Genomic DNA, 15,449 nt, shown 5'->3' with positions numbered 1-15,449 from the left:
CAGATAAATTATAAACAATCGACCAGTGAGAGAATGTTATATTAATGGTCTTTTTAGCCATTTGGTCTAAGTAATACCAAAAAAAACACTTATTTGCATAATATCGTTTGCAGTTTAGTGGTGGTCTAGGTGAAAATGGTGGCACTTTCACCCCTCATATACTTAGTTCATTTTAAGTATAAATATAATAAAGATTTGGAGTCAATATGCCGTCTCGTCAAGAACTGGCCAATGCAATTAGAGCTTTAAGTATGGATGCCGTACAGAAAGCGAAATCCGGACACCCTGGAGCCCCTATGGGCATGGCAGATATTGCCGAAGTACTATGGCGCGATTTTCTAAAACATAATCCAACAGATCCAAATTGGACAGACCGCGATCGTTTTGTTTTGTCGAACGGTCATGGCTCAATGCTTATATATTCTTTATTACATTTAACCGGTTATGAATTACCGATTGAAGAATTAAAGAATTTCCGTCAATTACATTCTAAAACACCAGGTCACCCAGAATACGGTTACACCCCAGGTGTAGAAACAACGACAGGACCATTAGGTGCTGGTATTTCTAATGCCGTTGGTATGGCCATTGCTGAAAGAACACTTGCTGCACAATTTAACCGTCCAGGTCACGACATCGTTGATCACTTTACTTATTGTTTCTTAGGTGATGGTTGTTTGATGGAGGGCATTTCTCACGAAGTATGTTCATTAGCCGGCACTTTAGGATTAGGTAAATTAGTCGCTTTTTGGGATGACAACGGTATTTCAATTGATGGTAAAGTTGAAGGTTGGTTTACAGATGATACACCTGCTCGCTTTGAAGCTTATGGCTGGCACGTTATAAGCGTTGACGGTCACGATTCAGCAGCTATAGCGGCGGCAATTACTGCAGCTAAAGCAGTAACGGATAAACCATCAATGATTTGTTGTAAAACAATTATTGGTTTTGGTTCACCGAATAAAGAAGGCACACATGATTGTCATGGCGCACCATTAGGTGATGATGAGATTGCAGCGACACGTAAAGCGTTAAACTGGCCACATGCCCCTTTTGAAATTCCAAGCGATGTTTATGCTGAATGGGATCAAAAAGAAAAAGGCCAATCGAGCCAAGTTTCTTGGAATGACCAATTTTCAGCATACCAACAAGCTCACCCAGAACTTGCTGCCGAATACGAGCGTCGAGTTATTAAAGGTGATTTACCAAGCGACTTCGAAGAGAAAGCCAATGCCTTAGTGCAAGCTTGCCAAGATAAAGGCGAGAATATTGCTTCGCGTAAAGCCTCACAAAATACTATTGAAGCTTTTGGCGCTATATTACCTGAGTTATTGGGTGGTTCTGCTGATTTAGCGGGTTCTAACTTAACGTTATGGTCAGGTTCTAAAGGTATTGAAAAAGACGCTGCCGGTAACTACATTTATTACGGCGTACGTGAATTTGGTATGAGCGGCATTATGAATGGCGTTTCATTGCACGGTGGTTTCATTAATTACGGTGCAACGTTCATGATGTTTATGGAGTATGCGCGTAACGCAGTTCGTATGTCGGCTTTAATGGGTATTCAAAATATATTTGTTTACACTCACGATTCTATTGGCCAAGGTGAAGATGGTCCAACACATCAGCCAATCGAACAGTTAACGAATTTACGTACTACCCCAAATATGGATACTTGGCGCCCATGTGATGCAACAGAATCTGTTGTTGCTTGGAAATCAGCGATTGAACGTAAAAATGGCCCTACGTCATTAATATTTTCTCGCCAAGGTTTGCCGGCAGTAGCGCGTAACAGTTCACAAGTAACAAACATCGCCAAAGGCGCTTATGTATTGCAAGACTGTGAGGGTACTGCTGACGTTATACTCATTGCAACGGGTTCTGAAGTATCATTAGCCCTTGATTCTGCAAAACAATTAACCGCTGATGGTAAAAAAGTACGTGTAGTTTCTATGCCGTCAACCAATACTTTTGATGTGCAATCAAGCGAATACAAAGAATCAGTATTACCTTCATCTGTGATAAAACGTGTCGCTATCGAAGCTGCTCACACTGATTTTTGGTACAAGTATGTTGGTTTTTCTGGCGCTGTTGTCGGTATGACAACTTTTGGTGAATCTGCACCAGGTAACGTGTTACTTGAACATTTTGGTTTCACCGTGGCAAATGTTGTTAAGACTGTAAACAAGCTTTAATCATTAACTAAAGCCTATAAGTTAAAGCCTTCAAGCGAAATGTATACTCGTTTGAAGGACTTTGACTTTTATCAACACCCTAAATTAATACCATCAACCTATGCCGATAAACTTATGTCTGTAAACATTGCTATTAATGGCTTTGGCCGAATTGGTCGAAGTGTTGCTCGTGCCCTCTATGAGAATGCTGATAACCAATATTTAAAGCTTGTCGCAATTAATGAGCTTGCCGAGCCTAAAGGTATTGCGCATTTATTAAAATATGACACCACCCATGGTCGTTTCCCTTTTTCAGTTGAGTTAGCTGACAATCAGTTAGTTATCGCTGGCGATGTCATACAACTTAGCCATGAAAAGTCCCTCGAAGACATGCCATGGAAAAAACATAACATAGATATCGTTCTTGATTGCACCGGTAAATTTGCCAATCAACACGATGGAAATATTCACTTGAGCCAAGGAGCCAGTAAAGTACTTTACTCTTACCCTGGTGAACAAGACGTTGATGCCACCATTATTTATGGTATTAATCATCAACAACTCAGTGAAAAAGATAAAATAGTCTCGAACGGCTCATGCACCACGAATTGCGTTGTGCCTGTCATAAAAGTCATTGATGAAGCTTTTGGCGTTGAAAGTGGCAGTATTACCACTATTCATTCCTCTATGCATGATCAACAAGTTATCGACGCTTACCATCCAGATCTTCGTCTTAGTAGAGCAGCAAGCCAATCTATCATCCCGGTTGACACCAAGTTAGCAGCAGGTATTGAAAGAATACTGCCTAAATTTGCTGGACGCTTCGAAGCGATTGCCGTGCGAGTACCAACGATTAATGTTACCGCGATGGATTTAAGCCTAACCTTGTCGACAGATGTTGATATTAACGCGATTAACCAAGCCATTATTCGTGCACAAAATAATGGACTACAAGGAATTTTAGGCTACACAGAAGAACCACTGGTTTCTGTAGATTTTAATCATGACCCACATTCTTGTATTGTTGACGGCAACCAAACGCGTGTTAGCCACAAGCGTTTAGTAAAAATGCTGGTCTGGTGTGATAACGAGTGGGGCTTTGCAAATCGTATGATAGATACGGCAAAAACCATGGCAAAAGATATTCAGCTTAAAAAATAATAACAGTAAAAAACACCCATAACTTTAAAATTTATCGAATAGGAAACAGCAAATGTCAGTAATTAAAATGACCGACTTGGCGCTAGCCAATCAAAGAGTTTTGATCCGAGAAGATCTCAATGTACCTCTTAAAGACGGAAAAATAACCTCTGATGCTCGATTAAGAGCGGCTTTACCTACCCTTAAACTTGCTTTAGAAGCGGGCGCAAAAGTGATGATAATGTCCCACCTTGGTCGTCCAACTGAAGGTGAGTACAACGAAGAATTTTCATTAAAACCTGTCGTTGACTATTTAGCTGCCGCATTAAATGTCCCCGTGCATCTAGCAAAAGATTACTTAGATGGCGTTGATGCAAAAGTAGGTGAATTAGTTGTTTTTGAAAACATTCGCTTTAATGTCGGCGAAAAAAATAATGATGATATTTTATCAAAAAAATTAGCTGCATTATGTGATGTATTTGTCATGGATGCCTTTGGTACCGCGCACCGCGCGCAAGCTAGTACACATGGCGTAGCAAAGTTTGCACCTATTGCTTGTGCGGGTCCACTATTGTCCGGTGAATTAGCAGCACTTGGTAAAGCACTAGACAATCCTGCACGCCCATTAGTGGCGATCGTTGGTGGTTCTAAAGTTTCTACAAAATTAACCGTGTTAGAGTCATTAGCGAAAATTGTTGACCAATTAGTGGTTGGCGGCGGCATTGCAAATACTTTTATAGCAGCAAGCGGACATAATGTGGGTAAATCATTATACGAAGCCGATTTACTTGATGAAGCTAACCGTTTAACGCAGCAGGCAAGAGCAAATGATGGCGATATTCCGGTGCCAACAGATGTTATTACTGGTACAGAGTTTTCAGAAACGGCTGTCGCAACGTTAAAGTCAGTTAACGATGTTAGCGATGAAGATATGATTTTTGATATCGGACCAGATTCAGCGCAGGCACTCGTAGAAATAATTAAAAATGCTGGCACTATTGTTTGGAATGGACCTGTTGGCGTTTTTGAATTTGATCAATTCGGTAGTGGTACAGAAACTATTGCAAAAGCAATTGCCGAAAGCTCAGCCTTTTCAATTGCTGGTGGTGGCGATACCTTAGCTGCTGTTGATAAATATGATATAGCCGATAAAATCTCCTATATTTCAACCGGTGGTGGTGCTTTCTTAGAATTTTTAGAAGGGAAAGTGTTACCCGCTGTCGCTATCTTAGAAGAACGCGCTAAAACGTAAAACACGTTAATTAAATCATCAACATCAAACCGCTCTTTATTTTATAAAAGGCGGTTTTTTTTAGCTTTCTTTATTATTTCTAAAAAACTTCATAAAAACCATCAACGGCGCTTTCATTACATTTCACTCTTTCGTTGTAAACTTACAAAACAAAAGCACAAATATTCGCTATAAATCGAGTTTATCGACCTTCTTGATAGTAATTATAGAACATTATTTAAAACCGTTATAAATAAACAGATAAAAACCATTAATGGCATTATTTTTTCTTTTGCCATGTCAATTTCTTATCTGATATACTTACGTTACGAAAGCTTAAATTTCACAATGAAACTTGTTTTTTTTGAGATTGGGCAAATAATATATGACATCTTAAACACTTAGGAGTAATTCAATGGCTTTAATTTCTATGCGCCAAATGTTAGATCACGCTGCAGAATACGGATACGGTATTCCCGCTTTTAACGTTAACAACTTAGAGCAAGTTAGAGCAATAATGATCGCTGCAGACAAAACCAATAGCCCGGTTATTTTACAAGGTTCTGCAGGTGCTCGTAAGTATGCTGGCGCTCCTTTTCTTCGTCATTTAATTCTTGCCGCAATTGAAGAATTCCCTCATATTCCCGTGGTAATGCATCAAGATCACGGCACCTCGCCGAGTGTTTGTCAGCGTTCAATTCAAATGGGTTTTTCATCAGTTATGATGGATGGTTCTTTAATGTCTGATGGTAAAACGCCTTCAAGCTATGAATACAACGTTGATGTAACACGCAGAACCGTTGAAATGGCACATGCTTGTGGTGTTTCTGTTGAAGGTGAATTAGGTTGTCTTGGTTCATTAGAGACAGGTGAAGCGGGTGAAGAAGACGGTATTGGTGCAGTAGGGATATTAACAAAAGAACAAATGTTAACTGACCCAGAAGAAGCCGCTGACTTTGTTAAGAAAACTCAAGTTGATGCTTTAGCGATTGCTTGTGGAACTTCTCATGGCGCTTACAAATTTACGCGTCCACCAACAGGTGACATCTTAGCGATTGACCGTATTAAAGCGATACATAACCGTATCCCAAATACCCATTTAGTTATGCACGGTTCATCATCAGTGCCACAAGAGTGGCTTGCTATCATCAATGAATATGGTGGTAATATTCCTGAAACTTACGGCGTGCCAGTAGAGCAAATTCAAGAAGGCATTAAAAATGGTGTTCGTAAAATTAATATTGATACTGATTTACGTTTAGCATCAACGGGGGCAACTCGTCGCTTCTTAGCACACAACCCAAGCGAATTTGATCCACGTAAATTTTTAGCTGAAACCACTAAAGCCATGACTGAAATTTGTATAGCTCGCTATGATTCATTTGGCGCATCGGGTAATGCAGATAAAATCAAACCCATTTCATTAGATACTATGTTTGATTTATATGATGCTGGCAAACTGAACGCTATTATAAAATAACATCAGCTAGCCATTAAGATTAAGGAGCTTCGGCTCCTTTTTTTGTAAATTTTTCGTTATATTATTAGAAAAATGTAATATTATTAGAAATATGTTGTCAAATTCACTATAATATTCCACAATTTTTAAACGGAGTACAAAAAATGGACAATGTTACTAATTGGTTAGTTGAAAACCAGGCTATGTTACAAGAAAATCTAATAAAATTTATCATCGCGATTGCTATCTTTGTGATTGGTAAATTTGTCGCAAAACTGATCAGTTCTGCAACAAAAAAAATCCTTACCCACAAAAAATTCGATAATACCGTAACTTCTTTTATCGCTAGCTTAATTTATGGCTTAGTTGTGATGGTTGCCTTTATTGCTGCGATTTCTCACTTAGGTTTTAATACCACCTCATTAGTGGCCATTGTTGGTGCTGCAGGTCTTGCAATAGGCTTAGCATTACAAGGTTCATTATCAAACTTTGCCTCAGGTATTTTGTTAATTTCATTAAAGCCTTTTAAAGCCGGTGATTTTGTTGAAATTTCAGGTACCGCAGGTATTGTTGAAGAAGTGCATGTATTTTCAACACAGTTAAGAACCGGTGATAACAAAACAGTTATTATTCCTAATGGTGGTATTACAAGTGGCACCATTACAAATTATTCAGCTAAAGCAACCAGAAGAATAGATTTAGTCATTGGTGTTGGTTATAGCGCAGATTTAAAACAAACAAAGCAAATACTAAAAGATGTTGTGAGTAATCATGATTTAGTATTAAAAGACCAAGCTATTACTGTTGGTGTTAGTGCCTTAGCTGATAGTTCAGTGAACTTTGTCGTTCGTCCATGGGTAAAAACAGCAGACTATTGGCCTGTGCATTTTGATTTGCTAGAAGCGATTAAAATAGAACTAGACAAAGCTGGTATCGAAATACCTTTTCCACAACTTTCTGTACATGTTAATCAAGAGACCAAAAATGAACAATAAATTAGCAATTGTTGCTTTATGTAGCAGCTTATCACTTAATGCTTTTGCCGAAGAAGCAGTCGCTCCAAAAGATCCATTAAGTATGTCTGCTGAATTAGGCGCACTATTTAAAACTGGCGATAATAAAAGCACCGATATAAAAGCTGGCTTCGATTTAGATCATGAATTAGGTTTATGGCGAAGTACTGTTCGCTTTGACTTGCTTGCAAGTAAAGCAGAGATTGAAGATGAAGAGGGTGTTCAACAGACTCAAACAACAGATCAGCAATGGAAGATAGTGGGTCAAACTAACTATACCATTGGCGCTAAAAAAACTAACTATGTCTATGGTAATGTATCTCACGACGATAATCGTTTTGGCGGATTTGAGACTCAAAGCTCTATCTCTGCTGGTTGGGGTCGTCGTTGGTTTGAAAGTAAAACAGGCACATTTGATGCTGATATCGGACCCGGTTATAAAAAAGACGTTGTACGTTTAGAAGATGAAAATGGTAATGAGTATACTGAAAACAAGTCTGCTTTCATTATACAAGCACAAGCTTTGTATACACGTAATTTAAACGAACATGTTAAATTTAAGCAGCGATTTGTTGCTAAGTATGCGACTAAAAGTGGTGAAAACAGTAATTATCAAGCAGAAAGCTCAATAACTACTAAGCTTATTTCAACGTTACAATTAAAAGTTAGTTTTAAGATTGACTATAATACTGATGTTGAAGAAGGCAAAGAAAACACCAATACTCAAACGGCGTTAACGCTCGTTTATAGCTTCTAGTTGACCTAAACTAAGATGCTTTATTTAGCCTTCAACTCTTTTGAAGGCTAAATATATTTCCTTTTCATCCCTAATCTCTCTCAGCACAGGTTTTATCACCTACTTTATTTTTACACGCTAAAACAATAAGTAAAAAAAAAGCCCTAACATTTAAATGCTAAGGCCATTATTATTTATAAGTAATAAAAGTGCTGTTTATTCCCACTCAATCGTCGCGGGTGGTTTACCTGAAATATCATAAACGACACGTGAAATACCATCAATTTCGTTAATGATCCGATTAGACACTAAACCTAAGAAATCATAAGGCAAATGTGACCAACGTGCTGTCATAAAGTCGATGGTTTCAACACAACGTAATGATACAACCCAATCATATTTACGGGCATCGCCCATAACTCCTACTGATTTTACCGGTAAAAATACGGTAAACGCTTGGCTTACTTTAGTGTATAAATCATGCTTGTGTAATTCTTCAATGAAAATAGCATCGGCACGACGTAATAAATCAGCATATTCTTTTTTAACTTCACCTAGAATACGTACACCCAACCCAGGGCCAGGAAACGGATGACGGTAAAGCATATCGTACGGTAAGCCAAGCTCTAAGCCTATTTTACGTACTTCATCTTTAAATAACTCACGTAATGGTTCAACTAAGCCTAGTTTCATGTAATCAGGTAAGCCGCCAACATTATGATGTGATTTAATAACATGCGCTTTACCGGTCGCTGAGGCGGCCGATTCAATGACGTCAGGGTAAATAGTGCCCTGTGCTAACCATTTGGCATTATCTAACTTATTCGACTCTTCTTCGAAAACATCAATAAAAACATTACCAATAATTTTACGTTTTGCTTCTGGCTCACTTTCACCCGCTAAGCGGTCTAAAAATCTATCTTCGGCTTCAATTTTTATAATATTTAAACCAAAGTGATCGCCAAACATATCCATGACTTGCTGGCCTTCATCTAAACGAAGTAAACCATTATCAACAAATACACAGGTCAATTTATCGCCAATCGCTCGATGTAATAACATAGCAACTACTGATGAATCAACACCGCCTGAAAGACCTAAGATAACTTCGTCGTCGCCGACTTGAGCTTTCATTTTTGCAATAGCATCATCAATGATTGATGATGAAGTCCATAATTTTTCACACTGGCAAATTTCAACAACAAAGTTTTCTAAAATGCGTAAACCTTGTTTAGTGTGGGTCACTTCAGGGTGAAACTGCACACCATAGAATTGCTTTTCTTCGTTTGCCATTGCTGCATAAGCACAACTTGCTGTTTGTGCAACAGTAACAAAGCCTGTTGGTATAGCTGACACTTTGTCGCCGTGGCTCATCCAGACATCTAGTAAAGCATTACCGTTAGTACCAATACTGTCTTCAACATTGTTGAATAACGCAGATTTAGCAATAAGTTCAACCGCGGCATAACCAAACTCTTTGTGCGTTGAACTTTCAACACCACCGCCAAGTTGTTCAGCCATTGTTTGCATGCCATAGCAAATACCTAGAACAGGAACGCCAGCGTTATAAACATATTCAGGTGCACGAGGTGAATTTTCTGCAGTGACCGACTCAGGGCCGCCAGCTAGAATGATACCTGTCGGGTTAAAACCTTTAATTTGCTCTTCGGTTACATCCCAAGACCAAAGTTCACAATAAACACCTATTTCACGTACGCGACGAGCAATTAGCTGAGTATATTGTGAACCAAAATCTAAAATTAGTATTCGGTGATCATGAATGTCTTTACTCATGTTGTTTTCCTACTTTAACGCTCGTTATGTCTAAACTTTATACTGCGTTGTATTCGTAATGAAACAAAATCATTTATAAAACCTTATTTATAATAAGATAAGTCATTTGTTTAATTACTCAACAGCCTTGCCTAAAGCTCATTCATTTAGAGCGGATTTATAAAATGAACAGGCTGAGTTATTTATTGATAACTCAGCCTGTAGAATCTTTTGTTTTCCAGTTAACTAAAAGTAACTAAGAATATTTTCAGTGCATCAAGTTGAGAATATTTTAGCTCTATTTCAAGGCGCTAGCGCGGAGTTGACGATAGTCAATGAGCACTTGCAACGCAGAAATCGAGCTAAAATAACTCAACCAATATTACTACCCCATACGATAGTTTGGTGCTTCTTTGGTGATGGTTACGTCATGAACATGCGACTCACCCATACCTGCCGAGGTAATTTTCATAAACTCGGGTTTAGTTCGCATGGTCTCAATATCTTTACTGCCGGTTAAACCCATTGATGAGCGTAATCCGCCCATCTGCTGGTGGATAATTGCAGAAACAGGCCCTTTATAAGCAACACGACCTTCAATACCTTCCGGTACCAACTTGTCAGCTTCGCCATCAGATTTCTGGAAATAACGATCACTTGAACCTTCTTTCTGGCTCATTGCGCCTAAAGAGCCCATACCGCGATATGATTTGTAATAGCGACCTTGATAAAGTTCTACTTCGCCAGGTGCTTCTTCGGTTCCAGCAAACATACTACCAACCATCACACAATGCGCGCCAGCAACCAGTGCTTTAGCAATATCACCAGAGAATCGAATACCACCATCGGCAATAACAGGAATGCCAGTACCTTTAAGCGCTTCTACTGCATTTGAGATAGCCGTTAATTGTGGTACTCCAACGCCAGTTACAATACGCGTAGTACATATTGAACCTGGGCCTATACCAACTTTAACCGCATCTACGCCAACATCGGCTAATGCTTTTGCACCAGCCCCTGTCGCCACATTGCCAGCAACAATTTGTAAGTCAGGATATTTTTGACGGGTTTCTTTTACTCGATCAAGAACACCTTGGGAATGACCATGTGAAGTATCAATTAATAAGACGTCAACACCTGCGGCAACTAACGCGTCAATACGTTCATCAGTACCCGCGCCAACACCGACAGCGGCGCCCACTCGTAAACGACCTAATTTATCTTTACAAGCATTAGGTTTACTTTCAGCTTTTTGATAATCTTTAGCGGTGATCAAACCCACTAATTTAAAGGCATCATCAACCACTAAAATTTTCTCAATACGGTTACTGTGCATTAAGCCAAGTATTTCTTCACGCGCGGCACCTTCTTTAACCGTGACTAATTTTTCTTTAGTCGTCATTAACGCTGAGACAGGTTTAGTGAGGTCTGTTTCAAAGCGTAAATCACGGCCAGTAATTATACCGGTAAGATTGCCATTTTCATCAACAACAGGGAAACCTGAAAAGCCAAGATCATCAGCTTTATGCATGACTTCTTCAATAGTAAAGTTAGCATTGACGGTCACGGGATCGGAAACAATACCACTTTCGTATTTTTTAACTTTTAATACGTTAGCCGCTTGCTCAGCGATGGTCATGTTTTTATGAATAAAACCTAAACCACCTTCTTGCGCTAATGTAATAGCTAAAGGTGCTTCAGTAACTGTATCCATAGATGCAGATACCATAGGTATATTTAAATTAATTTTACGGGTTAATTTAGTTTTTAAATCGGCCGTATGTGGGAGTACTTCTGAATGAGCAGGTACAAGTAATACATCATCAAAAGTTAGTGCTTCTTGGGCAATTCTTAGCATCGCAACATCTCTCTAAAAAGGTTGGTTAGGGAGTGAATATTGCGGCAGAATTTTAACCGTTTTGTGGTTTAAGAACAACTTAAATTTAACGATAAACTGAAATAATTATCTCTGGGGAGTTTAAAGGAATATATAATTTACTGGTTCCACTTTAATAGGTAAGATCCAAAGGGAATTATAAACGCCTTTAAGCAAGATATTGATTGAAAATAATAGTTATTCTATTATTGAAATCAATAACGTAAAATAAAGTGTTCATAAGCCCCTTTCGGGGAATCGGAACAAGTAATACGCGTCGTTACATTTTATTTAAGGGAATAACCTTTAACAAAAATATGTGCTTAGATTATGATTCGCTTAGGTTTGCTGAAACTCGTATATTTAAGCAGAGCGGATATATCGACTCAAATCGCCTTAACATTAGATAAAGTAAGTATTTTATGGCTACGCAGCACATTTTACAGATAAGTGAACTGACGAGAAAAGTAAAGTTCATGCTAGAAAGTGAACTTAATACCGTATGGTTGTGTGGTGAAATCTCAAATTTCATTGCTGCTAGCTCGGGTCATTGGTATTTGTCACTCAAAGACAGTAAATCGCAAGTGCGTTGCGCAATGTTTAAGGGCAACAATCGACGAGTAAGGTTAGCGGATGGTTCAACGCCTCGCAACGGCCAACAGGTGTTAGTACGCGCCAAGGTTTCTTTGTATGAGCCACGAGGTGATTTTCAATTAATTATTGAAATGATGGAGGATGCGGGTGAAGGTTTATTGCGACAACAATTTGAGCAATTAAAGAGTAAGCTCAATGCACAAGGTTTGTTTGCTCAGCAGTTCAAGCAAGCCATTCCTAAAAATATTAACACGGTTGGCATAGTTACCTCGCCAACGGGTGCTGCAGTTAAAGATATTATATCTGTTTTGCAAAGACGTAATCCAGCAATTACTATCGTTATATACCCTGCACTTGTGCAAGGCGAGCATGCTAAGAATGACATTGTTCATGCCATCGATATCGCTAATCAACGTGAAGAATGCCAAGTATTAATTGTTGGTCGTGGAGGAGGCTCTCTAGAAGACTTATGGAGCTTTAATGAAGAAGACGTAGTGAATGCTATTTTTCATAGCCGCATTCCAATTATCAGCGCTGTCGGTCATGAGATAGACACAACATTAAGTGATCTCGTTGCTGATTTAAGAGCGCCAACACCTTCAGCAGCGGCAGAACTGGTTTCACAAGACAATAGTGAGTTACAAAGTCGCTTACAAGAATTATCAAAGCGGGCTCAGCAGTTATTTACTCAAAAAGTAAAACAAGAAAACTCAGACCTACAAAACCTTAATCATCGCTTAACGCAAGTTCATCCAGAAAGAAAACTTCAGCAGCATCAACAAAAATCAGATGAATTGAATATTCGTTTAGATAAAGCAATAAAGCGTGAATTGGCACGTTTCAAACAAAAACCCGAAAAGTTAGTACGCGATTTACAACACGTAGATCCAACAAAAGTGATCATTCAACATAAAAGTACCTTGCGCCACTTAGATGACAGATTACAACGGGCATTAGACGTTAGCGTAAAAAATAAATCTGAGCACTTTGTTAGCATTATTGAGCAGCTCCATATTGTCAGTCCGCTCGCGACTATTGCCCGTGGTTATAGTGTCAGTCGAAATAGTCATCAGCAAATTGTTCGCACAAAAGATCAAGTGAGTATTGGCGATGAAATATCTATTCAAGTCAGTGATGGTCGTATTTTAAGCCAAGTTATTGATAAGATTTAATTTTCAGCAATAACGGCATGCTGAAGTAACTTTATCACTGATGCTTTACTTTTTTCTTCAAACTTTAAACCGATACAAAGGCCATTAGCTTGTGATTTGTAGCTACAGGTTTCTGCAGAAAACTTTAAATTTCCTAATCCTTGAAAGTCTTCGACAATTAATTCGACAGATTTATTTTTTTCCATCACTAACGACTCGCCGTTAGTGATCAATACTTGGCAGCCATTAACAGAAATATCTATAATGGTCGCTTGCCAATATTCTTTAGCAATATTTATCTTAGCAACAATATCGGTATCAATGCGCATCGCTGAACGTAAGCTTTGTAAGCTAACAGAACGTGGAAAATCAAGGACAATTAATCTCGAAGGTATTTGTAAGGTTTGTTTAACATTACTGATAAAAGCAACCACCGCGCCCTCATGCCCTTCAATTAAACCTCGCACCGTAATACCAGCACCTTGGGTAATATATTGGGAAAAATTCCCTAATTTATTTGCATCAGGAAATTGCACTAAAACATAATGCTTGGGGAGGTAGCCAATGAAGGTGCTACGAAACTTTGCTTTTTGTCCGGCTGGTGTGGCTATATCGATAGTAATCGTTGAGCCTGACTGCAATAAGCCAAGGTTTCTGTCTAAGCGGTTAACCAATGCAATTTTTTTAGGAGTGGCTGCCATAATGTTAACATTTAAGAATAAGTATTTTAAATGTAGCACTTAGCAAAAAGCCAATCAAATGATTGGCTTCAGTAATGTTAAATTATTATCAAAAAAAACGTAAGTTTTTAGTCTTTCTTATAACCTTCAGTAGCTCTGGCCATTTTCTTTTGCTCGGTATAAGTTAACTTTTTCTTGCCAGCAAACGGGTTACTTGTTTCTCTAAACTCAATTCTAATCGGCGTACCCATTATTTTTAATGATTTACGGTAATAATTCATTAAATAGCGTTTATATGAAACAGGAAGCTTTTTGGCTAAATTACCATGAATAACAATGATAGGTGGATTATAACCACCGGCATGCGCATATTTAAGCTTAATGCGACGTCCTTGACTCATCGGTGGTTGATGATCAAACGTGGCCATATCTAATATTTTGGTAACCATTGAGGTAGATATACGTTTAGTTGCTGAAATGAAAGCTTCTTCAACTGACTCATATAAATGGCCAACACCGGTACCGTGTAAAGCAGAGATAAAGTGGATACGTGCAAAATCAATAAAACCTAAACGACGATCTAATTCGGTTTTAATACGATCTTTAACATGCTCTTCTAAACCATCCCATTTATTAACCGCAAGTACCAAAGAACGACCTGCTTCTAAAATAAAGCCCAGTAAACTTAAATCTTGATCGGTAATACCTTCACGAGCATCAATAATTAACAAACAAACATTGGCATCTTCTATGGCACGTAGTGTTTTAATAACAGAATACTTTTCTACAACATCAGTCACGTTTTTACGACGACGAATACCTGCAGTATCAATTAATGTATATTCACGGCCATCATGTTCCATCGGGATATATACACTATCGCGAGTGGTACCTGGCGCATCAAAAACAACAACGCGGTCTTCACCTAAGATACGGTTAGTCAGTGTTGACTTACCCACATTAGGTTTACCAATGATAGCAAGTTTGATTTTATCATTTTCAAACGGTGCTTCGGCAATTTTTTCTTCATCAGTTTTAGCTGAGAATTCTTGTGCACCATCAAACTCATCATTTTCACGTGCTTCACCAAGTGCTTCTATATGAGGTGTTAATGCAAGTGTTAATAATTGTGTAACACCACGACCATGCGCGGCGGCAATTTTATGAACGGTATCACCCAGTGATAATTCATAAAATTCAGCAACAGCAGAATCAGCATCAATACCATCAACTTTATTCGCAACCAAAAATATTTTCTTATTTTGTTTACGAAGGTAGTCAGCGATACCGATATCCGCTGATGTTAAACCATCACGAGCATCAACCATAAATAAAACAGCATCGGCTTCTGCTATCGCCATTAATGACTGTTCGGCCATTAATGCGTCAATACCTTGTTCATTACCATTAATACCGCCGGTATCAATAACAATAAATGGATGATCTTCTACTTTCGCTTGACCATATTGACGGTCACGCGTTAAGCCAGGATAATCTGCTACGAGAGCATCTCGGCTTCGGGTTAATCGGTTAAATAACGTCGATTTGCCAACATTAGGACGTCCGACAAGTGCAACAACTGGAAGCATGTTTACCTCTATAAATTCATTTGTAGAGTAAAC

Annotated in this window: 11 protein-coding genes; 7 read left to right on the top strand and 4 right to left on the bottom strand. The window is 38.6% G+C overall.

Going from position 1 to position 15,449, the window contains the following annotated elements:
• Nucleotides 1–206: 206 nt before the first annotated feature.
• The 6 genes from tkt to H4J56_RS02085 all read left to right on the top strand — a co-directional run bounded on the left by tkt (nucleotide 207) and on the right by H4J56_RS02085 (nucleotide 7,774).
• Nucleotides 207–2,195 (top strand): transketolase, encoded by a 1,989-nt coding sequence (gene tkt, locus H4J56_RS02110; protein ID WP_182258783.1) that lies wholly within the window; start codon nucleotides 207–209, stop codon nucleotides 2,193–2,195.
• Between the two features lie 114 nt (nucleotides 2,196–2,309).
• Nucleotides 2,310–3,335, top strand: a complete 1,026-nt coding sequence (gene epd / locus H4J56_RS02105) for an erythrose-4-phosphate dehydrogenase (RefSeq protein ID WP_182213568.1) — start codon at nucleotides 2,310–2,312, stop codon at nucleotides 3,333–3,335.
• 52 nt (nucleotides 3,336–3,387) lie between these two features.
• On the top strand, nucleotides 3,388–4,566 hold the full coding sequence (locus H4J56_RS02100; RefSeq protein WP_182213285.1) for a phosphoglycerate kinase: 1,179 nt from the start codon (nucleotides 3,388–3,390) through the stop codon (nucleotides 4,564–4,566).
• Between the two features lie 394 nt (nucleotides 4,567–4,960).
• Entirely contained in the window at nucleotides 4,961–6,025 is a 1,065-nt protein-coding gene (gene fba, locus H4J56_RS02095; RefSeq protein ID WP_070374794.1) for a class II fructose-bisphosphate aldolase, read from the top strand.
• Between the two features lie 143 nt (nucleotides 6,026–6,168).
• A complete protein-coding gene (locus tag H4J56_RS02090; protein ID WP_182213283.1) occupies nucleotides 6,169–6,999 on the top strand; it encodes a mechanosensitive ion channel family protein in 831 nt (276 codons plus the stop codon).
• The gene (locus H4J56_RS02085) at nucleotides 6,989–7,774 is read left to right on the top strand and encodes a YdiY family protein (RefSeq protein ID WP_182221149.1); all 786 of its coding nucleotides are present in this window, start codon (nucleotides 6,989–6,991) and stop codon (nucleotides 7,772–7,774) included. Before H4J56_RS02090 ends, H4J56_RS02085 begins: the two co-directional genes overlap by 11 nt.
• A 195-nt stretch (nucleotides 7,775–7,969) precedes the next feature.
• On the opposite strand, the gene guaA is transcribed toward H4J56_RS02085, so the two are convergent.
• Nucleotides 7,970–9,547: a glutamine-hydrolyzing GMP synthase gene (gene guaA / locus H4J56_RS02080; RefSeq protein WP_182221150.1), complete on the bottom strand. Its 1,578-nt coding sequence runs from the start codon at nucleotides 9,545–9,547 to the stop codon at nucleotides 7,970–7,972.
• Nucleotides 9,548–9,911: 364 nt separating this feature from the next.
• Complete coding sequence (guaB, locus tag H4J56_RS02075) at nucleotides 9,912–11,384, bottom strand: IMP dehydrogenase (protein WP_182213278.1); 1,473 nt, start codon at nucleotides 11,382–11,384, stop codon at nucleotides 9,912–9,914.
• A gap of 440 nt (nucleotides 11,385–11,824) precedes the next feature.
• On the opposite strand from guaB, the gene xseA reads away from it, so the two are divergent.
• Entirely contained in the window at nucleotides 11,825–13,168 is a 1,344-nt protein-coding gene (xseA, locus tag H4J56_RS02070) for an exodeoxyribonuclease VII large subunit (RefSeq protein WP_182221151.1), read from the top strand.
• On the opposite strand, the gene H4J56_RS02065 is transcribed toward xseA, so the two are convergent.
• Together H4J56_RS02065 and der are read right to left on the bottom strand one after the other, a co-directional pair.
• Nucleotides 13,165–13,848, bottom strand: a complete 684-nt coding sequence (locus H4J56_RS02065) for a PilZ domain-containing protein (RefSeq protein WP_182213275.1) — start codon at nucleotides 13,846–13,848, stop codon at nucleotides 13,165–13,167. The two genes, xseA and H4J56_RS02065, sit on opposite strands and share 4 nt — an antisense overlap.
• A 107-nt stretch (nucleotides 13,849–13,955) precedes the next feature.
• Nucleotides 13,956–15,416: a ribosome biogenesis GTPase Der gene (gene der / locus H4J56_RS02060; RefSeq protein WP_182176297.1), complete on the bottom strand. Its 1,461-nt coding sequence runs from the start codon at nucleotides 15,414–15,416 to the stop codon at nucleotides 13,956–13,958.
• Nucleotides 15,417–15,449 lie beyond the last annotated feature (33 nt).

This window comes from Colwellia sp. BRX8-4 (genome assembly GCF_014077345.1).
GTDB lineage: Bacteria > Pseudomonadota > Gammaproteobacteria > Enterobacterales > Alteromonadaceae > Colwellia_A.
This window is presented reverse-complemented; position numbering and strand designations above follow the sequence as displayed.

Excerpts from the sequence above, each read along its gene's own strand:
- tkt (WP_182258783.1), top strand. The coding sequence starts at position 207 with ATGCCGTCTCGTCAAGAACTGGCCAATGCAATTAGAGCTTTAAGTATG.
- epd (WP_182213568.1), top strand. The coding sequence starts at position 2,310 with ATGTCTGTAAACATTGCTATTAATGGCTTTGGCCGAATTGGTCGAAGT.
- H4J56_RS02100 (WP_182213285.1), top strand. The coding sequence starts at position 3,388 with ATGTCAGTAATTAAAATGACCGACTTGGCGCTAGCCAATCAAAGAGTT.
- fba (WP_070374794.1), top strand. The coding sequence starts at position 4,961 with ATGGCTTTAATTTCTATGCGCCAAATGTTAGATCACGCTGCAGAATAC.
- H4J56_RS02090 (WP_182213283.1), top strand. The coding sequence starts at position 6,169 with ATGGACAATGTTACTAATTGGTTAGTTGAAAACCAGGCTATGTTACAA.
- H4J56_RS02085 (WP_182221149.1), top strand. The coding sequence starts at position 6,989 with ATGAACAATAAATTAGCAATTGTTGCTTTATGTAGCAGCTTATCACTT.
- guaA (WP_182221150.1), bottom strand. The coding sequence starts at position 9,547 with ATGAGTAAAGACATTCATGATCACCGAATACTAATTTTAGATTTTGGT.
- guaB (WP_182213278.1), bottom strand. The coding sequence starts at position 11,384 with ATGCTAAGAATTGCCCAAGAAGCACTAACTTTTGATGATGTATTACTT.
- xseA (WP_182221151.1), top strand. The coding sequence starts at position 11,825 with ATGGCTACGCAGCACATTTTACAGATAAGTGAACTGACGAGAAAAGTA.
- H4J56_RS02065 (WP_182213275.1), bottom strand. The coding sequence starts at position 13,848 with ATGGCAGCCACTCCTAAAAAAATTGCATTGGTTAACCGCTTAGACAGA.
- der (WP_182176297.1), bottom strand. The coding sequence starts at position 15,416 with ATGCTTCCAGTTGTTGCACTTGTCGGACGTCCTAATGTTGGCAAATCG.